This window comes from Pseudoalteromonas sp. SR41-8, from assembly GCF_014163915.1.
In the GTDB taxonomy this organism is placed as follows: domain Bacteria; phylum Pseudomonadota; class Gammaproteobacteria; order Enterobacterales; family Alteromonadaceae; genus Pseudoalteromonas; species Pseudoalteromonas rhizosphaerae.
Map to the genome: position 1 here is coordinate 31,000 of NZ_JACJEE010000011.1, position 21,725 is coordinate 52,724.

20 protein-coding genes are annotated in these 21,725 nt (G+C 41.0%); 8 read left to right on the forward strand and 12 right to left on the reverse strand.

Annotation, left to right across the window (positions count from 1 at the left end; genetic code table 11):
- Window positions 1–2 precede the first annotated feature (2 nt).
- Both H5162_RS09350 and H5162_RS09355 read right to left on the reverse strand, forming a co-directional pair.
- Window positions 3–332, reverse strand: coding sequence for a 5-carboxymethyl-2-hydroxymuconate Delta-isomerase (locus tag H5162_RS09350; RefSeq protein WP_145234757.1), 330 nt, complete (start codon window positions 330–332; stop codon window positions 3–5).
- Window positions 333–349: 17 nt separating this feature from the next.
- The gene (locus H5162_RS09355) at window positions 350–937 is read right to left on the reverse strand and encodes an outer membrane beta-barrel protein (RefSeq protein WP_182734536.1); all 588 of its coding nucleotides are present in this window, start codon (window positions 935–937) and stop codon (window positions 350–352) included.
- 104 nt (window positions 938–1,041) lie between these two features.
- On the opposite strand from H5162_RS09355, the gene H5162_RS09360 reads away from it, so the two are divergent.
- The 7 genes from H5162_RS09360 to H5162_RS09390 all read left to right on the forward strand — a co-directional run bounded on the left by H5162_RS09360 (window position 1,042) and on the right by H5162_RS09390 (window position 7,193).
- A complete protein-coding gene (locus H5162_RS09360; RefSeq protein ID WP_182717226.1) occupies window positions 1,042–1,512 on the forward strand; it encodes a CreA family protein in 471 nt (156 codons plus the stop codon).
- 15 nt (window positions 1,513–1,527) lie between these two features.
- Complete coding sequence (locus H5162_RS09365; RefSeq protein WP_145234763.1) at window positions 1,528–2,310, forward strand: hypothetical protein; 783 nt, start codon at window positions 1,528–1,530, stop codon at window positions 2,308–2,310.
- 2 nt (window positions 2,311–2,312) lie between these two features.
- Window positions 2,313–2,936 carry a LysE family transporter gene (locus H5162_RS09370; protein WP_182778345.1) on the forward strand — a complete coding sequence of 208 codons (624 nt, stop codon included), beginning with the start codon at window positions 2,313–2,315 and terminating at the stop codon, window positions 2,934–2,936.
- A 34-nt stretch (window positions 2,937–2,970) separates the two neighbouring features.
- Window positions 2,971–3,465 (forward strand): gamma-glutamylcyclotransferase family protein, encoded by a 495-nt coding sequence (locus H5162_RS09375; RefSeq protein WP_182778347.1) that lies wholly within the window; start codon window positions 2,971–2,973, stop codon window positions 3,463–3,465.
- Between the two features lie 29 nt (window positions 3,466–3,494).
- The gene (locus H5162_RS09380; RefSeq protein WP_182778349.1) at window positions 3,495–5,039 is read left to right on the forward strand and encodes a serine hydrolase; all 1,545 of its coding nucleotides are present in this window, start codon (window positions 3,495–3,497) and stop codon (window positions 5,037–5,039) included.
- Between the two features lie 72 nt (window positions 5,040–5,111).
- Window positions 5,112–6,035 carry a histone deacetylase family protein gene (locus H5162_RS09385; protein ID WP_182778351.1) on the forward strand — a complete coding sequence of 308 codons (924 nt, stop codon included), beginning with the start codon at window positions 5,112–5,114 and terminating at the stop codon, window positions 6,033–6,035.
- 78 nt (window positions 6,036–6,113) lie between these two features.
- Complete coding sequence (locus tag H5162_RS09390; protein ID WP_182778353.1) at window positions 6,114–7,193, forward strand: DKNYY domain-containing protein; 1,080 nt, start codon at window positions 6,114–6,116, stop codon at window positions 7,191–7,193.
- A 430-nt stretch (window positions 7,194–7,623) separates the two neighbouring features.
- On the opposite strand, the gene hemB is transcribed toward H5162_RS09390, so the two are convergent.
- Window positions 7,624–8,601, reverse strand: coding sequence for a porphobilinogen synthase (hemB, locus tag H5162_RS09400; protein WP_182759620.1), 978 nt, complete (start codon window positions 8,599–8,601; stop codon window positions 7,624–7,626).
- A gap of 254 nt (window positions 8,602–8,855) precedes the next feature.
- Window positions 8,856–9,152 (reverse strand): DUF4144 family protein, encoded by a 297-nt coding sequence (locus H5162_RS09405; protein WP_145234779.1) that lies wholly within the window; start codon window positions 9,150–9,152, stop codon window positions 8,856–8,858.
- Window positions 9,153–9,231: 79 nt separating this feature from the next.
- Between H5162_RS09405 and H5162_RS09410 the strand changes: the two genes are divergently transcribed.
- Window positions 9,232–11,748 carry an EAL domain-containing protein gene (locus tag H5162_RS09410; protein ID WP_182778355.1) on the forward strand — a complete coding sequence of 839 codons (2,517 nt, stop codon included), beginning with the start codon at window positions 9,232–9,234 and terminating at the stop codon, window positions 11,746–11,748.
- On the opposite strand, the gene H5162_RS09415 is transcribed toward H5162_RS09410, so the two are convergent.
- The 8 genes from H5162_RS09415 to prmA all read right to left on the reverse strand — a co-directional run bounded on the left by H5162_RS09415 (window position 11,727) and on the right by prmA (window position 21,690).
- Window positions 11,727–12,536, reverse strand: coding sequence for a DUF2797 domain-containing protein (locus H5162_RS09415; RefSeq protein WP_145234783.1), 810 nt, complete (start codon window positions 12,534–12,536; stop codon window positions 11,727–11,729). The genes H5162_RS09410 and H5162_RS09415 overlap by 22 nt on opposite strands.
- 67 nt (window positions 12,537–12,603) lie before the next feature.
- Window positions 12,604–15,123 (reverse strand): EAL domain-containing protein, encoded by a 2,520-nt coding sequence (locus tag H5162_RS09420; RefSeq protein WP_145234785.1) that lies wholly within the window; start codon window positions 15,121–15,123, stop codon window positions 12,604–12,606.
- Between the two features lie 98 nt (window positions 15,124–15,221).
- The gene (gene purD / locus H5162_RS09425; protein ID WP_182734541.1) at window positions 15,222–16,505 is read right to left on the reverse strand and encodes a phosphoribosylamine--glycine ligase; all 1,284 of its coding nucleotides are present in this window, start codon (window positions 16,503–16,505) and stop codon (window positions 15,222–15,224) included.
- A gap of 14 nt (window positions 16,506–16,519) precedes the next feature.
- Window positions 16,520–17,338 (reverse strand): class I SAM-dependent methyltransferase, encoded by an 819-nt coding sequence (locus H5162_RS09430; protein WP_145234789.1) that lies wholly within the window; start codon window positions 17,336–17,338, stop codon window positions 16,520–16,522.
- 108 nt (window positions 17,339–17,446) lie between these two features.
- Entirely contained in the window at window positions 17,447–19,033 is a 1,587-nt protein-coding gene (gene purH / locus H5162_RS09435) for a bifunctional phosphoribosylaminoimidazolecarboxamide formyltransferase/IMP cyclohydrolase (RefSeq protein WP_182717208.1), read from the reverse strand.
- Window positions 19,034–19,244: 211 nt separating this feature from the next.
- Window positions 19,245–19,535, reverse strand: coding sequence for a DNA-binding transcriptional regulator Fis (fis, locus tag H5162_RS09440; RefSeq protein ID WP_002957804.1), 291 nt, complete (start codon window positions 19,533–19,535; stop codon window positions 19,245–19,247).
- A gap of 20 nt (window positions 19,536–19,555) precedes the next feature.
- Complete coding sequence (dusB, locus tag H5162_RS09445) at window positions 19,556–20,527, reverse strand: tRNA dihydrouridine synthase DusB (RefSeq protein WP_182731350.1); 972 nt, start codon at window positions 20,525–20,527, stop codon at window positions 19,556–19,558.
- Window positions 20,528–20,808: 281 nt separating this feature from the next.
- Entirely contained in the window at window positions 20,809–21,690 is an 882-nt protein-coding gene (prmA, locus tag H5162_RS09450) for a 50S ribosomal protein L11 methyltransferase (protein WP_182778357.1), read from the reverse strand.
- Window positions 21,691–21,725 lie beyond the last annotated feature (35 nt).

The window sequence follows — 21,725 nt, forward strand, 5'->3', positions numbered from 1 at the left end:
GTTTAACACTTTCGGTAAATTTCGTGTTCCATATCGTGAACGTTAACACTTAAGCTGTCTGATTCTCGGCAGTATATTTTTAAACAGTCTAACAACTGCTCGCTGAGTTGTTGCTTTTGTTTAATTGTACGCCCTTGCATAATGTGTGCGCCAATATGGATAAAACCTTCCTTACCATCGCCCAATTGATAATGTGTATAGGCTATAGCGCGAGTTTTGATCGTTGCTAATTCAAACAAGCCACTGTTAAACGTTGCTTGATGAATTTTTTCAACCAATACCTGCGGTAATACCGGTAAATCTTCAGAATGTTCAATGATGATATGTGGCATGTTATCTATTTGCTCCCCTAAAAACGATATGTGAAACCTAAGCTGGTTTGAAACTGATTGAGTACATCACCATCAAAATGCCACAAGCATTGCTTGTTTTCGTCTGTTGGTAATGCACATGAAACGTTACTGGCATTATTGACGATCGTTGCAAGCCAGCGAGTTTCAAATAAGATGCGAGCTTGATCGCTAAATAAGTATTCTAAACCGCCATACAGGCCGCTGGCAAAGAAAGTATCAGAGCTGGCGAAGTTAGGACTTATGTAATTTGCACCAATTTGTGCGCCGACATAACTATTAATGTGGTTGCTTAAAGGGACTTCAACAGCACTTTGAAACATAAAATACTGCATTTCAACGTTTTTATCAGGGGAGGATTGAAAGTCACTTTCGGTGTTTGAAAAGTAAAAACCATAACGAGCTGAGTCAATTGTTCTATCAATACTAAAAGCAAGATGGTTACTATCTTTGAGCTCTATTGCTAAACCGTTTTTAGTTTCTAATGATTGATTAAAGCTTTTACCAGTATAAAGACTCAGTGAGTAACCAGCTAACGCACTCTGACTTACTAACAGTAAGCACAGTAAAACAAATACTTTTTTCATGGTGTCGTGCTCGTTGTTGTGATTAATTTAAGTTAGTATTGAAACATAGCTGAATATTAAATGTAAGCCACGAATCGTTTACCCCTACATGGAGCAAGTAATATATGAAACCTATAATGATAGGCGTATTGACAGGTTTATTGATCACCTTAGCGGGCTGCTCTGATGATGTTGCATCAGTTAGTTTGGGATTATTTACCACTAAAGATATTAAAGTTAACTCGCAGCAAGACCCGTTAGTAAAAGGCGTAACCTGTCATATTAGCCATATCGAAGCGAACTTAGATTTTGCTGATCCTTCTGATATGTCTATTTCGTGTCGCCAAACAGGACCAATTACTGCCGACCAATTACAAGCGATTGACCGTAGTAAGTCGGGTGAGGTGGTATTTAAATCATCAAAAAGTATTTTATTTAAATCATTAAAAGTGCGTCGAATTTATGATGCGCAAACGCGAACTCTGTTATATCTGTCGTATTCAACTAAAGAGTCAACCGGCAGTCATCATCATGCGTTATCCACTGTGCCATTGTATAACACCCAAGCATGGGCATGGGCACAAGAGCAAGAATAAGCAAAAGAGCAAACTATGTTAGCGTTATTTAAAAGCAAACCTTTATTAGATGAACAAGAGCAGCAATGGCTGATTGATACTTTTGTGTGGGCGGTGGAAAATTTTGACAGCGATTATTTCATTAATAACTCGCAATTAGTTTTGCCAAACCACCAATGCTTTCCCGATGCGGTTTCAAGCATTGAAGAAATGGCCAGTAAAGTGTTTGAGCGAGTGGTTGGCTATGCGGGGCTGCAAGCTTGGCCAATTACGTTGGTGGCTCCACAGCAATTGCAGCCGCAAGTATTTCCTCATTTTGCTTTTAGTAATCAGTTACGTGGTGATAATAGCCAATTAATTGTGCCGCCAAGCCATACGGTTAATGTGTCATTTAATCCAAATCAAATTAATCAGCCACAAGATTTAGTGGCCAGCTTTGCCGGTACTTTAGCGACAATTATGATCCACCATGTGGGCGTGTTACCACCAGGCGGTAAAGAGTTTTTACCACAAGCCGCCGATGCCGTGGCATGTTTTTTAGGTTTTGGGGTAATGATGAGCAATACGGTGTATCAGTTTAAAGGGGGCTGTGGCTCGTGTTACAACCCCTATGCGAACAGGCAAGCTGCACTTAGTGAACCGCAAACCTTATTTATGCATGCCCTTATTTGCCACTTTAAAGGCTATAAAGATTCTAAAAAGCATTTAAAGCCGCACTTACGCAGCCAATTCAAAAAGGCGCAAAAAGAAATAAAAGCCTTAGTTAATAGTACTGCTAATCCGTTGCTGTTAGCGCTTGATGATAAAAAAGCGGGGTAATCGTGGCTTATTTAGATGAGTTTTTATTGATTGCACTGGCGCACTTTTTTGCTGTAGCAAGCCCCGGCCCAGATTTTGCCATTGTGCTTAAACAAAGTGTTCAGCAGGGGCGTCGTAATGCATTGTGGACCAGCTTTGGGGTAGGCCTGGCTATTTTATTACATGTTAGTTATTGCTTACTCGGGGTTGCGGTTTTATTAACGCAATCGCCAAATGTATTTATGGCATTAAAATATTTAGCGGGTGCATACTTGGCCTACATTGGTGTGCAAGCGCTTAGAAGTGCTAGACCGGCGCCAGCGCAGCAAGAAACTGTTATTCAATCTCAAGGTGTTGAATCCAGTTGGATTGCATTTCGTCGCGGCTTTTTAACCAATGCGTTAAACCCAAAAGCCACGTTATTTTTTATGTCGTTGTTTACTTTAGTGATCAGTCAATCAACGCCATTAATTGTGCAAGCAGGTTATGGGCTGTATATGGCATTGGCAACGTGGGCGTGGTTTTCGTTTTTATCCTTGGTGCTATCAAAGCCTAGTGTTCGCGGTTTTTTTCAAAAAAGTGGCTATTGGTTTGACCGTGGTATTGGCGTGATTTTGATCGCTCTAGCAATAAGAATTGTAGTGTAAGTATTGTTTTAACAGAAATCTGTAGTAGGTGAATATGGCTGTATATAATTTTTCGTTTGGTTCAAATATGTCGTCGAGTCGTTTGTTGGCGCGTTTACCAAACGCTACTCGTATTGGTACGGCAATACTAGCCGGTTACGAGTTAACCTTTGATATGGTAAGTACTGATGGCTCAGGAAAAGGCAATGTACGCCCATCAAATGATAAGAACGCGCAAGTATATGGCGTGGTATATCAACTCAATGACGCAGAAAAAACGATTTTAGACGCCATCGAAGGGCCTCGTTATGACTGCGTGGATATTCAAGTAACATTACTTGATGGGCAAAAAGTAGCGGCGCATTGTTATATTGCCAACACCACTGATGCGCAGATACTGCCTTACGATTGGTATATGCAGCACGTTCATCGTGGTGCGCTTGAAGCTGGTGTGCCAAATGCGTACAGTGATGCCATAAAGTCTCGGCCAACCTGCCAAGATAGTGACAGTGCGCGTGCAGCCATTGAGTTTGCTGTACATCAAAAATAAAAACTAAAATGATAACTCCAAGGATTGTTATGAAATTAACTAAACTAGCGATTGCGGCCACCTTATTAGCAGGCTGTGCATTTAATAGCTACGCCGATATTGATACCAAGCACATTAATCAAGTGATTGAAAATTCAATGGCGCGCTTTGATGTGCCGGGTATGGCCGTGGCGATTGTTGAAAACGATAAGGTTATTTTTGCTAAAGGCTTTGGTGTTAGTAACTTAGATACTGGTAGCAAGGTGAATAAAGACACCTTATTTGGTATTGCATCAAATACTAAAGCATTTACAGTTGCAGCATTGGCAAAATTAGTTGATGAAGAAAAGCTCAGTTGGGATGACAAGGTAATTGATCACCTTCCTGAATTTCGTTTATACGACCCTTATGTAACCCGCGAAATGACGATCCGTGATTTATTAAGTCACCGTAGTGGTTTAGGGCTAGGCCAAGGTGATTTAATGATTTGGCCTGACACCGATAAATCAATCGAAGAAATTCTCGCAGGCCTTAAATATTTAAAACCAGCTAGTAGCTTTCGCAGCACATACGCTTATAACAACTTGATGTTTGTGACCGCTGGCGAGGTGGTCGCGCGGGTCTCAGGTATGAGCTGGAATGATTATATTGAAAAGAATATTCTCCAGCCTTTGCACATGGATAACTCTCGCGCTGGTTTTTCGCGTATTCCAAAAAGTAATAAGAACTGGGCAACGGGTCATATTCCTATGGATGGTCAATTACATCCATTTTTCGTTAATTACTTAGAGGATTTTCGTGGTGCCGGCGCGATTGCATCCAGTGTTAATGATATGAGCCAATGGCTACGTACACAATTAGCCCATGGTAAAATGCCAAATGGCGAGCAGTTGTTTAGTGAAAAACAACAAGAGCAAATGTGGCATCCACATATTACATCTCTGGCGTCAAAAAGCGCTTATGAGGCTTATCATCAGCAATTTAGAGGTTATGGTTTAGGTTGGAGCATTGAAGACTACCACGGTATTAAAAAATTAGGCCATGGTGGTGGTATTTTAGGAATGGTATCGCAGGTGACGTTATTGCCTGAGAAAAACCTCGGGATTGTTATTTTATCTAATCAGCAAGCATTCGGTGCGCTCTCTGCTATTACTCATGAAGTGCTTGAAGACGCCCTTGAACTTGAAGATAAAGATTGGGTAGCAGAGTTGGCTAAAAAGCATTTTGAAGGTAAGCAAAAAGCGTATGCTAATGCTAAGCCGGACGCTCCTGCAGACTATCAACCACAGTTACCAAATATTAGCTACACCGGCACTTTGCATGATGATTGGTATGGTGATGTTATTATTGAAGAGCTGGACGGTAAGCTACGTATTGATTTCACGCATACCAAACGTTTAAAAGGGCAGCTTGAGCATTACACGGGCAACACATTTATCGTCAAGTGGGATGAAAAGTTACTCGAAGCTGATGCGTATATTAGCTTTGATATGAGCACTAACAATCGTGTTAATGAAGCGACAATGCGTGCAGTATCAACAGCGGTGACTGATTTCAGTTTTGATTTTAGAAATCTTCATTTGCAAGCTAAATAGTAAACCAAAGTCGCAAAGCCACCAAAGGGTGGCTTTGTTATAGTTACAGTCGTTAACTCATTTGGAGCATTTATGCGTACTGCGATTATTTCTCATCCTTTTTGCCGTAAACACAAAATGATCGCGGATCATCCAGAGTGTCCTGAGCGCTTAGATGCAATTACCGATCGTCTCTTGGCCAGTGGCTTGGATATTGCTGTGCAGCAAAAGCAAGCGCCTAAAGCATTACGTGAACATTACTTATTAGCCCATGATGAGGCCCTTGTATCGCTGGTGGAAAACACCCTCCCTGAACAAGGTTTAGTATCACTTGATGGCGACACTTGGTTATGCCCAGAGTCATTTTTGGCAATTGAGCGGGCGGTAGGGGCAGGGTTATTAGCCGTTGATGAAATACTGGCTGATAATTTAGATGCCGCATTTTGCTCCGTACGGCCACCAGGTCATCATGCAAACCGTAGAACCTCTGCCGGCTTTTGTGTGTTTAATAACTTAGCAATTTCGGTGAAGTACGCGCAAAGTAAAGGGATTAAGCGCATTGCGATTGTCGATTTTGATGTTCACCACGGTAATGGCACGCAAGACATTTTTATCGATGATGACAATGTGTTGCTTTGCTCATTATTTCAGCATCCTTTTTACCCTAATACCGCCGTTGAAAATAACGATACATTGGTTAATTCACCGTTGCCCATAGCCAGCGATGGCAATGATTTAAAAACGTTGTATAACCAACAGTGGTTACCTAAATTAACAGAGTTTAAGCCAGAGTTATTGTTTATCAGCGCAGGGTTTGATGCGCATTTTGAAGATGATATGGCAAGCCTCAAATTTGTTGAGGCTGATTATGCCTGGTTGACACAACAGCTGTGTGACATGGTAAAAAGTACTGGCTGTAAAGGGATTATCTCTTTTTTAGAAGGAGGATATAATTTATCTGCGCTAGGGCGAAGCGCTGTAGAACATATTAGAGTGTTTGCAGAAGCAGAAGAGTAGCTTTATTTTCATTCTACAATTAAGTAAAAATATTGGTTGTTGTATGATACCAATACCACTAATTAAACAAGGAAGATAATGTCTCTAGTAATTAATATCTTAGTCACGTTGGCACTGTGCTTTTGGGGAAGCATGATGATGATGTCGCCGATGATGTTCGGTGCCCCTGGCGCGACGAATAACAAGCAAGCGGTATTAACAGCCTTATTATTTTTAAGCTATCCGGTACCGTTATTTTTGTTGATTGGTTTATTTGGTGGTAGTTATTTTGGCATTAACAGTTACAAGATGGCGCTGATAAGTGCCGTTGTTATCGGATTTTTATTTACGATATTTGGCTATACCAGTATGGTTAAGAATCTGCTTCAAGGTATTGCCAATGGTGGCTACTGTGTGGTCGAACAGCGTGTTTACTATAATGCTAAGTTAATGGAACACGCTGATGCTGAAAGCTTTATCAGTTACAGTCAAGCTGATTTAAATACCTATGATGCTCAACTGTACGCTAAAGATAAACAGCATCTTTACTACAGCGGTCAAGCTGTGAGTGGTGTTAACCTTGAAAACTTGCACGCTAAGATAATTGGCAGTGATCTTTATTGGCTTAACGATACTCAGGTGATTAAAGGCGAGCGTATTGTTGAGGGCGCAGATCCTAGCACTTATTCAGCATATGATTATTATAGTTTTTGGAATATCTCAGGGCATGAGGGAAATCAGGTCATTTACCATCACGATGAACCCATGCATAACATAGATGCGCAGTCATTTGTCCCTATTGATGATAGTTATGGGAAAGACGGGCAACATATCTTTTATCAAGGTCTCGCTATTTTAGCGGATGTTGATATTGATACCGCCAGGTTTTCACGATTAGATGAAAATTTTGCCAGCGATAATCAGCATATTTTTTACTTAAATGGGGAAGATAGCCATATATTGATAGGCGCTGAACCTGTTAATTTTGAGGTGTTTGAGCGCAACTACTACAGAAGTGGTGAGATTGTTTATTACGTTACACAATATGAGTCAGCAAAGCCGATGCCACAGATACATGCAGCCAGCTTTACGGTCACTCAATATGATGAACAAACGAATTCGGATGCTTACGATAAAAATAATTACTATCTTCGTGGTGAGGTTGTTGTAACGCGCTAAGGCGTTGCGATAAACGAGGTAATTTGCTGTTGAAAATGATTAAACAGAAGGAAGTTTATTCATACTCTCGGGTAACTTGCCTACGTTGGTTTGCGTTGCATCAACTTGGTTTATATCGATAAAGTCAAGTTGCCCATTTGCTATGATCTGCTTACCATTACTCAGTTTTAATGGTGTACTTCCTTGATTCTGCAAAGTTGTGGTGATTATTGACTCTTTTTATCGGTTATCTATGAGCAATATTTGTAAAAACACAGCAAACATTACTTATCCTCACTCTATAAAACAAGACAAATTATGATTTACGAGATCAAGTTTTGTTTTTTAATTTTTGCGCATGTAACACGTTAAGATATTTACGTAGGTTTAAACTAAGCCAATATAGGGTTAGCGTGTTCTAAAATGTTACATGCCCTAAAAATTACCACGGTTATTCTTTTAACCACTGTGCAACTTGTTTTGTATAATAACTCACTATTAAATCAGCGCCTGCACGTTTGAAGCCGGTCAGTGTTTCAAATACCACTTTCTTTTCATCAAGGGCACCTGCTAATGCTGCAAATTTAATAGCGGCATACTCACCACCAACTTGGTAGGCAGCTAAAGGTAAGTTTGTTTTCTCTCTCAAGCTGCTAAGGACATCAAGATAGGGCGTGCCTGGTTTCACCATTAGAATATCAGCGCCTTCTTGTTCATCAAGAAGGGCTTCTTGAAGCGCTTGACGAATATTTGCGTAATCCATTTGATAGCCTTTGCGATCACCACTTAATTCACAATCAACAGCAGCTCTAAATGGACCATAGAAAGATGAAGCAAATTTAATGGCGTGAGCTAAAATGGCAACATGTTCAAACCCTGCATTGTCAAGGCCTGCTCGAATAGCTTTAACTTGACCATCCATCATCGCAGATGGGGCTAGCATATCGGCACCTGCTTTTGCTGCGCATACACTCTGCTTTACAAGGTTAGCAACAGTTTGGTCGTTACAAACTTGATTATCTTCAACAACGCCACAGTGTCCATGATCTGTATATTCACAAAAACAAATGTCGGGTATTACCATCATCTCGGGGCATGTTTGTTTGATTGTTTTAATCATACGTGCCAGTAAACCATCATCGTGCCATGTATCACTGCCAACACTGTCTTTATGATGCGATATGCCAAAAGGCATAACATACTGAATTCCTAATCTATGCAGTTCAGTAATCTCTTGGGCTAATGCATGTTCAGGAATGCGCTGTATACCAGGCATAGTGGATATTTCTAGACTTTCAGTTAACGACTCTTCGATAAAAATAGGATGGATAAGATCGCCAATATTAAAATCAAATTCGCGTACTAGCTGTCGCATTGCATCACTGTGGCGAAGCCTGCGCATGCGTCTTGATAAATTAGGTGTACTCATTGCTATCTGCCTTACTGAGCTGAGTATAACGAGATGTTTATAATATCATTTTTATCACTGTAAACGATATGCGTTAAATCAATATTAAAGGCGTGTTCATGGTAGTAACCTTTTTCTTTATTTGTAATAAATAAACTGTAAATACTAGGTTACCGGTGTAGAAGTCGCTAGTGGGGTTTGCTGTTCTTTATTGTTATCGCTGCCACCACACGCGACTAAACTCATGGATAAAACGGCTGATGCAACTAAACGTGCTATTTTATTCCTAATAGATCAAATGCTTGTGGAGCTGTTAGGCTCGTTATTTTAGTTAAGCAGCAGTGTCCTTCTTGTGCTAAGTGCTGCGTTACTCTGCGAGCTAACTCTATGTTAGTCAGCGGTGTTGCAAGGTTAAATGCTAAATCAAAATATTCGCCTTGTTTATTCAATATCACACAGTGTTGCTGTTGTTCAGCGGTTAAACTGTGTAGATAGTCATTTAAATCTCGTTGTTCATTAATAATTTCTAGCTCGTTGTCACTACATATCAAGTAAGGGAAGTAAGTATGCATGCATTTATTGTCCTGTATCAAATAGCGCGAGCAATATAATAATATAATTATAGTTCGTATTATACTAAGGACGAATATTATGAAACAAACTCGCCACCCTCAACAGGTATCAGATATTTTTTCTAGGAAATTAGTATGTTGTTCCACCGATACCTCTTTAGTTGATGCTGTACGGTTGATGCAGGTTCATAATATAAGCGCAATTTTTGTAAAACGACAGCAAGCAATCGTTGGTATTTGGACAGAAGCCGATTGCATTAAACTAGACTTTACTGACAGCAACCTTAAACATATTGAAATTCAAAGCGTAATGAGCAGTCCGGTATTGAAAATCTCCTGTCAGCAATTATTGTGTGATGCCGCGCTTATTTTTTATCAACACAATGTTCGCCATTTATTAGTTATTGATAACAATGATCTACCATGCGGCGTTATTAGTATCAGTGATATTGTACGTAATCAAGGGCTTGATCACTATTTACAATTTAGACCAATCAAAGAGCAATATCATAAAAATGTGTTAGTGGTACCTAGTTATTTGATGCTCAGTGAAGGCGTTGAAATGATGCGCGAGCGAACCGCCCAAGTTATTTTAGTGTATAACCAGCAGCAAGACGAACATGGCATTATCACCCAGCGAGATTTACTGCATTTGATCGTCGAACCCGATAGTAATGCGTCATGTTGGAGTTTTGCAAGTTGGCCCTTGTATCGGGTAAGCTCAAAAAGCAGTTTATTCGATGCGTATCGATTAATGTCTACCAACAATGTGCGTCATTTAGTGGTCACTGATGATTTGGAGATTAAGGGAGTGCTCGCCATTGAGCATCTTGTTAATGAAATAGAAAGCGCCTATTACAGTGAGCTTGAAAAAGTACTTGAACAACGTGATATAGACCTTCAGCATTCACAGCGTAATTTGTATCTCGCGAATAAAATAATCGATGCCTCGCTAGATGGTATTATGATCACCCAACAAAATGGTGTGATCATGCAGGTTAATCCTGCTTTTACCGCGCTTACCGGCTATCAAGAATATGAAGTGGTCGGCAAACACCCTAGAATTCTAAGCTCCGGAAAGCACGGTAAAAATTTCTACATAAAAATGTGGCAATCAATTACCCAAACTGGTGTGTGGCAAGGGGAAATATGCAATCGTAAAAAAAATGGTGATTTGTATGTTGAATGGCTAACTATTATTGCTATCCGCGAGCCAAATGATGATGAGCTAGTGTATGCGGCGATTTTTAGCGATATCACTGAACGTAAAACTGCAGAAGACAAAATTGTTCAGTTAGCTTATTTTGATGAGCTAACAGGCTTACCTAATAGACGCTTATTTAATGACAGATTAACCATGGCATTAGCTGCTGCACATCGAAATAACGACATGTTAGCAGTGATGTTTATTGACCTAGATCGGTTTAAAGAAATCAATGATAGCTTAGGGCATAGTGCGGGGGATGAGTTATTAAAAATGGTGGCAATACGGCTGCAAAACGTATTGTGTGAAGGTGATACTTTAGCGCGATTAGGTGGCGACGAATTTGTGGTGCTATGCGAGATTGATGATATTAGCGCAGTGATTAGTTTAGCCGATCAAATTTTAAATAACTTAAACACTCCTTTTCAGCTCGAAGGGCTTGAGGTAGGCGCGACGGCATCAATCGGTGCTGCGGTCTATCCTGATGATGGTCTCGATAGTGAAACTTTACTAAAACACGCTGATATTGCCATGTATCGCTCTAAAGAAGTGGGTAGAAACTCATTTCAGTTATTTAAGCCATCGATGAATGCACGCTCTTTAGAGCGCTTTGCGATGATGAGCCGGTTTCAATATGCGCTCGAAAATGATGAGTTTGAACTGTATTTTCAGCCTAAACAGTGTTTAAGAAGTAAAGCTATCAAAGGTGTTGAAGCACTCTTACGTTGGCAAGATCCCGCGCTTGGCATAATATCGCCTGCACAGTTTATCCCATTGGCGGAAGAACTAGGTCTAATTGTAAAGCTGGATCTCTGGGTGCTCAATAACGCTGGCATGCAATTGGCGTTATGGCAACAACAAGGAATAACGGCTGGTCGGTTGGCAATTAATATCTCAGCTTGCCATCTTAGTCAGGGGAGTTTATCAAGTAGCGTTGAGAAAATGCTCCAGCGCTATAATTTATCGGGAAATTGTCTTGAAATAGAGTTAACAGAAAGTAGTTTTATTAGCTCATTTAGTCAGGCGAAAAGAGAATTGTGGCAACTTAAAAAAATGGGCGTACAGATTGCGCTAGATGATTTTGGTACCGGCTATTCGGCACTGAGTTACCTTACAAAATTACCCATAGATACACTAAAAATAGATGCCAGCTTTATTGCTAAAGTACCCGATGAATACGGTAATAGTGAGATTGTTGCCGCGATAGTGGCAATGGCGAATAGTCTTAATTTAAAAGTTATCGCTGAAGGGGTTGAAAAGCTTGCTCAGTATAGTTACTTATTGGAGCTAGGCTGCGATGTGATCCAAGGCTATTACTATTGCCGCCCGTTAACGCAGCGGCAATGGTTAGAGTTTTATCAGCTGCAAAATCAACCTACGGTGATATCGTAAGAGGTAAATTTACGAATGTTGATAACGCCAGTATCAAAGATCAAGTACTGGCCTTTAATACCGTTTAAAATACCACTCACAACTGGCTCTTTATCAAAATTAAAAGAGCTAATTTTAGTTGGGTAGGCGGTAACAGGGAACTCTAAATCAACCACTTCTTCATCAAGTTGTTCTATCGCAGTAGCACCAAAGAGCTCTGCAAGCTCATTTAGTTTATCGGCAATTTGTGGAATAAGTTCTGCCGCAGCAGCTTTTAAATCAAGGACATCGCTTTGTCCTTTGAGCATATTACGCCAATTGGTTTTATCGGCAATAAATTGTGCTAAGGCAACTTCAACTAATCCAGATTGTAAGCGCGTTTGTACTTTGAATATTGGCAGTGCTTGCGTTGCACCTTGGTCAATCCAGCGGGTTGGAATTTGTGTATGACGGGTGATCCCCACTTTCAGCCCTGACGTGTTCGCAAGATAGACATAATGAGGGATCATACAGTTTTCTTCGCCCCACTGTGGTTCACGGCAAGTACCTTGGTCAAAGTGACATGTTTCAGGTTTCATAATACACATATCGCAGCTAGCAAGCTTACGCATACATACAAAACAATGACCTTGCGAGTAACTTTTTTTGGTTTTTTTACCGCAGCTAGAACATACAATAGCGCCATTAAAAGTCAGTGTAAGCTGCTTGCCAATATAGGCATTAAGATCGACCAACTCATCACCCACAGGCAAATGATACTGAATCGGTTGTGTTAGCGATGATTTTAATTTTTTGATAGTGCCTTGCATCTTTACGCCCCTAAAGATGTGAAAAAGAGGATTCTATCAGTAATCCTTAAACATGTGGCAATTTTACTTAATTCGCTTGTTTATTTTCAGCTAACCACAACAAATAGTCATCCACAGCTATGGCTTTGGAGTAATAGTACCCTTGCCCGTAGTCTGCCTCCATGGCCTTTAAAAGTTGTTGTGTTGTTACATCTTCAACTCCCTCGGCAGTGACTTTTAAACCTAGGCTATGAGCCATTTCTATCGCAGCCTTAACAATTACTCTATTAGCACTGTGAGTAGGGAGACCTATAATAAATGATTTATCTATTTTTAAGGTTGAAAAGTTGTAGCTAACAAAACAATTTAGTGACGAATAGCCAGTACCAAAATCATCTAAAATCACTTCAATACCAAGGCGGGTTAATTGTTCAACTAAGTGAATCATTTGCTGTTGGTTTGCAATTAAAGCTGACTCAGTAAGTTCAAACTTAAGTTGTTTGGCAGGAACATTGTGTTTGAGTAAGGTGTTTTCAATTTTTTCAATTAAATTATGGATCATTAAGTTTTTAGCACTTAAATTAACGCTTACTTTATGCTTAAAAAAACCTGCGTGATTAAACTTAGCGATATCTTGGCAGGCTTGCTCTAGCACCCACAGTGTGAGTTTATTGATAAGACCAGTACGTTCGGCTAATAGGATTAAAGCCTCTATATTGATTTGCTCATAAGGTGCATTAGGCCAGCGCAATAAGGCTTCACTGCCAATCGTTTGGCCGGTGCGTAAATCTATTTGCGGCTGATGATAAATAGTTAACTGGTTCGTTTTTAAGGCATTTTGAAATGCAGCCGCTAAGCTAATGTTCATAGTGACAGGTATTAATTTTGACTGATTATTTGGATAGCTTGTTTGTGGCGCTTCGGTTAGTGAAAAATAGCCATTTTGCAACCATGTATCAAAGCCACTTTCACCGTCGAGAATACAATATCCCATTGCGTAGCTTAATTGTAAATCAAACCCTTGCACCGGATGATGTTTAGGTAAGCTTTTACGAATTTTGGTTAACTTATCATGCAGTGATTGTGCACTTTGAGTTTTAATTGAAATGAATGCCAGCACACCGTTGCTCAAATCGGCTATCCGCGGACAGGTATCTAGATTGCTCTCTAAATTGATAAACTCACGCTCTTTACTCAGTTGCAGCTCAAGAGATTTAGCAATAGCAACAACAAGTTGACTACTTTGAGTTTGATTTAAAATATGACTGAGTGAATGAAAATCAGTAATTCTAATTAAGCATAAGCTTGCTCTGCGCTGCTTGAGTTGTAAACTCATATAGGCTTGTTTTAGCATGGCACTATTTAATAGTTTGGTTTGCTCTGTATGAGTGGCGTGATACAGCGCCTTTTCTCGTTGATAGCGCACTCTATCCGCAAGTGCCATAGCCATTAATACCACCTCACATAGTATTGCAACTAAAAATGCGTGGCGTATAGCAAAGCTATAAGGTAATACGCCAGTTAATTCAAGCGGTTGAATGGCTGCACCAATAATAAGAGGTATCCATGAAACAACATAGAACTTAGCCCATCGGAAGCCACTACGTAATTTTCTGTAAATCATAATAATACAGACGATGTACAACAATACCAACACAGCAAAAAATATCGGTGCAGCAATATTTTCAGCTATGAAAAAACAACTTATACCTAGACAAAACATTAAAAGCATTAAATATATACTGAGTTTATAACGCCAGCATTGCTCTTTATGGTAACGCAAAAACATAGTGCAGAATGCTAAGGTAAATAAAGCAATTGCATAGTTGCTAACAACAATATATTTTTGAAAAAATAGCTGCCAACTTAGTGGCCAAAGATAAAAACCAAAACCAAGTACACCCCCCATTAAAATGATGGCACTAATAATGTAACCAATATAGATTAAGTACACGCGATCTTTAATACCAAAAAACAGCACTAAGTTATAAAGTGCCGCCATAATAAGTACACCCACAAATATTCCCCAAATAGCGGTTTGTGAGCGGGTTAAATCCTGAAACTCTGCTTCGCCATATAAATTGACAGGGGTTTTACTTATGCCGGTTGTATCAACTTTCAGTAGTAGCTTTTGTTTACTCTGCGCAGTAATTGTTAGCCGAATATGCGGCACGCTGTATTGAAAAAGAGAGAGTTCAGATTCCAAATCACCAAGTCGAGTGGTCGTTATAATATTATTGTGACTATCTAGGTGATAGACAGTTAAATGATCAACCATTGGATTATCAAAATGAGCGACAATTTTTTCATTTTGTTGGCTACGATTATCTAGATCTACTAGTAACCAGTAATTACGTGGCGTGAAGTTCCAATCGATATGCTCAAAAGGTTTTGCTGTAAAGCTATTTAGGTTGTCTAAAATCTGCTGAGTATGCAGATTTTTTGTATCATCAATGAGATAACTTTGGGATAAATATATGGGAGTTGTTTTGTCGATTGTATATCTAGTGGGCGTGACTAAATGACTTGCGAAATTAGCAATTACATAGAACAAGAAAAGTAGTATTAAAACGGCAATAAAGCGATAGCGAAGATGGTTATTTTTCAATTGTCAGCGTTCTTTTTTTAGTCCTTGAAATTAGTGTAGCACTAAAAAGCGCAGATAAACTGCGCTTTTATTAAATAGTAACTGGTTATACCAATGCGCTATTTTTCCCGAGCGATAGCGCGATAAGCAATATCTGTACGGTATTCCATACCTTGCCAGCTAATTTCATCAACTAGTTGGTAGGCACGTTGCTGCGCTTCGGTCACTGTGTTACCTAGTGCCGTTGCACATAATACTCGGCCACCGGCAGTCACTACGTTATCGCCGTCTTGCTTAGTACCCGCATGGAAGACTTTTTCGCCTTCTGGGTAGGTTACTTTTAGACCACTGATTGCATCACCTTTTGGGTAGTTATCAGGGTAGCCTTGAGCTGCAAGTACCACACCCACTGCTGCGCGTGAGTCAAACTCAATCGTCGTTTTATCAAGTTCAACACGATTAGCTGCTTCAATCAGTTCAACTAAGTCAGACTGTAAACGAAGCATCATAGGTTGTGTTTCAGGATCACCAAAACGACAGTTGTATTCGATTACTTTAGGGGTCCCAGAGTCATCGATCATCAAACCAGCATAGAGGAAGCCAGTGTAAGGATGGCCTTCGCTTGCCATACCTTCTACTGTTGGGTAGATCACTTCGTTCATAATACGCAGGTGGATTTCATCAGTTACCACCGGCGCTGGTGAGTATGCACCCATACCGCCAGTGTTCGGACCTTGATCGCCATTATAAGCGCGTTTGTGATCTTGGCTGGTAGCAAAAGGTAATACGTTTTTACCATCAACCATCACGATAAATGATGCTTCTTCACCTTCTAAGAACTCTTCGATTACCACGCGGCTGCCAGCGTCACCAAAAGCGTTACCGGCTAGCATATCGCGAATAGCATCTTCAGCCTCAACTTCGGTCATGGCAACAATAACGCCTTTACCTGCGGCAAGACCATCAGCTTTGATTACAATCGGCGCGCCTTTTTCTTTTAAATAAGCAAGCGCAGGGTCGATTTGTTCAAACGTTTGATAATCCGCAGTTGGGATAGCATGACGAGCTAAAAAGTCTTTAGTGAATGACTTAGAGCCTTCTAGTTGCGCAGCGCCTGCTGTTGGGCCAAAGATAGCTAAACCGTGCTCACGGAATTTATCTACCACGCCAAGTACTAATGGTACTTCAGGTCCAACAATGGTTAGCTCAACATTATTGTTTTGTGCAAAGCTAAGTAGGCCATCGAGATCTTCAACGTTAATGGCAACATTCTCAAGCTTGGGTTCAAGCGCTGTACCGGCATTACCTGGTGCAACATAAACAGTGTTTACTTTTGTATTTTGAGCGGCTTTGAACGCAAGTGCGTGTTCGCGGCCGCCGCTGCCAATGACTAATACATTCATGGCGAATATCCTATTTAAAGCGGTTTTTTAAATTTCAGCGTCATGCGGTCGCTTTCACCAATTGCTTTATATTTAGCGGCATCTTGCTCGCCAAGTCTAAGGCTTGGTGGAAGGGTCCATACCCCTTTAGGGTGATCGGCTGTATCAAGAGAGTTTGCATTTATGTCACTGCTTGCTGCCAGTTCAAAGCCTGCTTGTTTAGCAAGTTCGATTACCACGCTTTGTTTCATATAACCTGATGACTTTTGCATTTCATCAGCTTGCGCTTCAGGTAGGCGATGTTCAACCACACCTAAAGTACCACCTGGTTTAAGTGCTTTGTAAAAAGACTTAAAGGCATTAGCTGCGGCATCTTTATCTTTGCTCATATACCAATTATGTACGTTGCGGAAGGTTAACACCATGTCTGCGCTGCTCGCCGGGGCAATGTCTAAATGTGTTGAAGGAGCGAATTCAGTCAGCTTTACTTTATTGAATCGCTCATCTTCAGCAATTTTCTTTTTAAAGCCAGCTAGAGCTCGTTGGTAATAACCCACCGATGAGTCAGCAGGGAAATGCGCGGCATAATAAGTGCCTTGCTCTTTCAGTGCTGGCGCTAAAATTTCACTGTACCAGCCGCCGCCAGGCGCAATCTCAACAACAGTCATAGTTGGTTTAAAACCAAAAAACTCTAATGTTTCGACAGGGTGGCGGTATTGATCGCGATCACTGCTGCGCTCGCTTGATTTAACTGCATTATTTAATGCTGAATCATGGCCATGCTCATGGCTAATAGCCATAGTTGATGTCATCGCAAGGGTGGCAACAAGTAGAGATTTTAGTGCAAATTTCATCGTCTGTTCCTTCACATTATATTTTTAGAATAGGTTATAGAATAAGCAGAATACGTGAATTTGGTGCAAACAAAAAGAGCTAACTGATGCAGTTAGCTCTTTGTGTGATTAATGGCGGAAGTGACGCATGCCAGTAAACACCATTGCCATACCAGCTTCGTCAGCGGCAGCGATAACTTCTTCATCGCGCATTGAACCACCTGGTTGGATCACAGCTGTAATACCAGCCTCTGCAGCTGCATCAATACCATCACGGAATGGGAAGAACGCATCAGATGCCATTACTGAACCTTTAACTTCAAGGTTTTCATCAGCGGCTTTAATTCCGGCAATTTTAGCTGAGTAAACGCGGCTCATTTGGCCTGCACCTACACCAATGGTCATACCGTCACGGGCATAAACAATGGCGTTTGATTTAACAAATTTAGCCACTTTCCAGCAGAATAATAAGTCTTTAAGTTCTTGCTCAGTAGGCTGGCGCTTAGACACAACCGTTAAGTCGCCTTGCGTTACCATACCTAAATCACGGTCTTGGATGAGTACACCGCCATTAACGCGTTTGATGTCATGACCTGTCGCTTTGCCTGACCATTGGCCACACTCTAGTAAGCGTACATTTTGCTTAGCCGAAATAATTTGTGCCGCAGCTTCTGATACTTTAGGCGCAATGATCACTTCAACGAATTGACGAGACACAATTGCTTCAGCGGTATCAGCATCAAGCTCTTGGTTAAAGGCAATGATGCCACCAAATGCTGACGTAGGATCGGTTTTGAATGCGCGATCATAGGCTTCAAGGATGTTGTCACCGATTGAAACGCCACAAGGGTTAGCATGTTTAACAATAACACAGGCTGGTACATCAAATTCTTTCACACATTCAAGAGCTGCATCTGTATCAGCAATATTATTGAAAGAAAGTGCTTTACCTTGCAGTTGTATGGCAGTTGCAACAGATGCTTCTTGAACGTCGTTTTCAACATAAAAAGCCGCATCTTGGTGTGAATTTTCACCGTAGCGCATGTCTTGTTTTTTAGTAAACTGCATATTGATAGTGCGTGGGAATTTAGTTTCCTCAGCTGCTTCATCAGTGTAATCAGCAACCATCTTACCGAAGTAGTTAGCAATCATGCCATCGTACTGCGCGGTGTGCTCGTAAGCTGCAATGGCAAGATCAAAACGTGTTTTGTATGTAGTTGAACCATTGTTGCTTTGCATTTCGCTGATCACGCGGTCGTAATCTTTGGCGTTTACTACAATAGTCACGTCTTTGTGGTTTTTGGCCGCAGCACGCACCATCGTTGGGCCGCCGATATCAATGTTCTCAATGGCATCTTCAAGGCTGCAGTTTTCTTGAGCGACTGTATTCGCAAAGGGGTATAAGTTAACTACAACGATATCGATAGCTGAGATGTTATGAGCGTCCATTACATCTTCATCTTGACCACGACGCGCTAAAATGCCGCCATGAATTTTTGGGTGAAGAGTTTTTACGCGACCATCCATGATCTCAGGGTGACCTGTGTGGTCAGATACTTCAGTGACTTTAATGCCGTTATCAGCAAGTAATTTACAAGTACCGCCAGTTGATAAGATGTCTACGCCTTGTGATTCAAGAGCGCGAGCAAATTCAACAATACCGGTTTTATCTGACACACTTAGTAGTGCGCGACGAATTGGACGATGTGTATCCATTGTAGTTTGATTACCTCAGTGTTTGAGCTAGCTTAGAAAGGCGCTATTTTAACTGAATATCGCTTAAAAAACGATATTTATACACAAGTCATTTGGGTATACAGAGTGAGGATTTTGCAATTAGACGCTTTTTTGAGGATTTTTAAAGATATAAAAAAAGCACCCGAAGGTGCTTTTTCAAACGAATGTTGTGATAAATCACAACTCGGTATTAGTTCATGCCGTATTTCTTTAGTTTCTTACGTAAAGTACCGCGGTTGATACCTAGTAAGATTGCCGCACGTGTTTGGTTGCCACGTGTGTAAGTCATTACTTCTTCAAGTAATGGTGCTTCTAGCTCTGAAAGAACAAGGTCGTAAACGTCTTGCACATCTTGACCGTTAAGCTGTTTTAAATAGTGATGAACAGCTTTCTTCACTGCATCGCGTAATGGCTGCGGTTTCTCGTGTGACTGAACATGAGGGTTAGTGATAAATGGAGAAGTCACGTTTTGTTCGAACATTGTTTATATCTCTTTCTTTCTTAGTTAGCTGCTAGTGTTTTAAAGTATTGCTCTAATGTCTCGATTTGTGCCTGTGGATTATCGAGAGCATTAAATACTCGCCTAAACTGACCGTCACTGTCATGGGTTTGCAAATACCAAGATACATGTTTGCGAGCGATGCGCGCTCCCATTGGTTCGCCGTAAAACGCATGAAGGTTCACTAAGTGTTCCATCAAAATACCACGTACTTCCGTAATTGGAGGCACAGGTAAATGTTCACCGGTTCGCAAATAGTGGTCTATCTCCCTAAATATCCAAGGGCGACCTTGGGCGGCTCGACCAATCATAATGGCATCTGCACCCGTATAGTCCAAAACCTGTTTTGCTTTTTCAGGAGATGTAATATCACCATTAGCAACCACAGGTATCGACACTGAACGTTTTATATCCCTAATTGTGGCGTATTCAGCTTCACCTTTGTACATACATGCGCGTGTACGCCCATGTACGGCCAATGAAGCTATGCCATAACGTTCAGCTATTCTCGCAATCTCAACACCGTTACGGTTATCCTGATCCCATCCTGTGCGGATTTTCAGTGTTACAGGTACATCAACAGCGCTAACCACCGCATCTATAATCTCTTCCACTAAACCAGGAAACTGCAAAAGGGCGGAGCCTGCGAGTTTCTTGTTCACTTTCTTAGCTGGGCACCCCATATTAATATCTATGATCTGTGCACCATTACTTACATTGAATTGTGCAGCCTGCGCCATAAGCTCAGGATCAGCTCCTGCGATTTGCACCGCGCGTATTCCCGATTCACCACTGTGATCCATACGGTTCATCGATTTCTCGGTTTTCCATACCAAAGGATTTGACGATAGCATTTCAGACACAGCTAGCCCCGCACCTAAGCGGCGACAAAGTTGTCTAAATGGTCTATCTGTAATTCCCGCCATTGGCGCCACAATTACATTGTTTTCTAATTGATATGTTCCGATACGCACTGTATTCAATAGGCCTCTTTTCAAGGGGCGCTAAGTTTACGGTTTTTTTGTCAAAAATCAAAGGCTATAAATTGAACAAAAGTGACTTTTTTTTGACTTTTGCATATTGACATTTGATAACAGTTTGACGAACGGCTCTATTTGTGTGAATTTTATACAGAACTAATTTGTGATAAGAAATCATTCAGTTTTTTGGCGTGTAAATAATAGGTAAAGCCTGTTAATTACAGGCTTTACATGAAGGTTTTGCGTTAATACTCTAAATTGCCGAACCCAGCAAGTTAAGCTTTTTTCATACCACTTACACGTGTCCATTCACCTTCAACAGCGATATCATCAAGCGCTAAAAAAGGGGCATAAACATCTGCTACCGACTGCGCTTGTTCTTCTAAAATTCCCGACATAGCAATTTTACCACCTGGTTTTAACAAGCCTAAAATCACGCTGTGTAATTCACGCAGTGGCGCAGCTAAAATATTGGCCACCACGATATCGGCGCTAAACTCAGGCTGATTTTCTGGCAAGTATACTTCGAGTTTATCTGCAACGCCGTTTCGCTGTGCATTATCAAGGCTGGCTTCAAGCGCTTGAGGGTCTATATCGATGCCGATCATGCGCTCAGCGCCAAGTTTGATAGCTGCGATACCTAGAATTCCAGAGCCACAACCAAAGTCGACCACAGTTTTACCGGTCAAATCTTGGCTTTCTAGCCATTTTAAGCACAAAGCGGTGGTGGCATGGGTGCCAGTGCCAAAAGCAAGGCCAGGGTCAAGCAGTACATTGACGGCATCAGGATCGGGAATATCACGCCAGCTTGGGCAGATCCATAGTTTTTCACCAAACTGAATTGGGTGGAAGTTATCCATCCATTCGCGTTCCCAGTCTTTGTCTTCAAGTTGCTCTATTTTGTACACTAAGGTGTCTTTTAACTCGTCGTGGCGCTGTAATAGAGCTATCACCGCATTCATATCGTGGTTAGCTTCGAATAAACCAATCACAGTCGTTTCAGCCCAAAACACCACAGTGCCGATTTTTGGTTCGTAAATAGGGGTGTCTTTAGCATCAATAAAGGTAACAGACGCACTGCCTGCTGCCATTAATAGATCACTTACTGCATCTGCGGTTGCAGCATTAGCATTAATACGGATTTGGATCCAAGCCATAATTATTTCCTGTAAATAGAAAAAAGGCCGCTACA

What these genes read in the sequence shown, in the direction of transcription:
- H5162_RS09380 (WP_182778349.1), top strand. Translation starts at nt 3,495, where the DNA reads ATGAAATTAACTAAACTAGCGATTGCGGCCACCTTATTAGCAGGCTGT.
- H5162_RS09360 (WP_182717226.1), top strand. Translation starts at nt 1,042, where the DNA reads ATGAAACCTATAATGATAGGCGTATTGACAGGTTTATTGATCACCTTA.
- H5162_RS09375 (WP_182778347.1), top strand. Translation starts at nt 2,971, where the DNA reads ATGGCTGTATATAATTTTTCGTTTGGTTCAAATATGTCGTCGAGTCGT.
- purH (WP_182717208.1), bottom strand. Translation starts at nt 19,033, where the DNA reads ATGGATACACATCGTCCAATTCGTCGCGCACTACTAAGTGTGTCAGAT.
- H5162_RS09355 (WP_182734536.1), bottom strand. Translation starts at nt 937, where the DNA reads ATGAAAAAAGTATTTGTTTTACTGTGCTTACTGTTAGTAAGTCAGAGT.
- H5162_RS09350 (WP_145234757.1), bottom strand. Translation starts at nt 332, where the DNA reads ATGCCACATATCATCATTGAACATTCTGAAGATTTACCGGTATTACCG.
- H5162_RS09415 (WP_145234783.1), bottom strand. Translation starts at nt 12,536, where the DNA reads ATGCAAGGCACTATCAAAAAATTAAAATCATCGCTAACACAACCGATT.
- H5162_RS09385 (WP_182778351.1), top strand. Translation starts at nt 5,112, where the DNA reads ATGCGTACTGCGATTATTTCTCATCCTTTTTGCCGTAAACACAAAATG.
- H5162_RS09430 (WP_145234789.1), bottom strand. Translation starts at nt 17,338, where the DNA reads ATGAAATTTGCACTAAAATCTCTACTTGTTGCCACCCTTGCGATGACA.
- H5162_RS09405 (WP_145234779.1), bottom strand. Translation starts at nt 9,152, where the DNA reads ATGCATACTTACTTCCCTTACTTGATATGTAGTGACAACGAGCTAGAA.
- fis (WP_002957804.1), bottom strand. Translation starts at nt 19,535, where the DNA reads ATGTTCGAACAAAACGTGACTTCTCCATTTATCACTAACCCTCATGTT.
- H5162_RS09410 (WP_182778355.1), top strand. Translation starts at nt 9,232, where the DNA reads ATGAAACAAACTCGCCACCCTCAACAGGTATCAGATATTTTTTCTAGG.
- purD (WP_182734541.1), bottom strand. Translation starts at nt 16,505, where the DNA reads ATGAATGTATTAGTCATTGGCAGCGGCGGCCGCGAACACGCACTTGCG.
- H5162_RS09390 (WP_182778353.1), top strand. Translation starts at nt 6,114, where the DNA reads ATGTCTCTAGTAATTAATATCTTAGTCACGTTGGCACTGTGCTTTTGG.
- prmA (WP_182778357.1), bottom strand. Translation starts at nt 21,690, where the DNA reads ATGGCTTGGATCCAAATCCGTATTAATGCTAATGCTGCAACCGCAGAT.
- H5162_RS09365 (WP_145234763.1), top strand. Translation starts at nt 1,528, where the DNA reads ATGTTAGCGTTATTTAAAAGCAAACCTTTATTAGATGAACAAGAGCAG.
- hemB (WP_182759620.1), bottom strand. Translation starts at nt 8,601, where the DNA reads ATGAGTACACCTAATTTATCAAGACGCATGCGCAGGCTTCGCCACAGT.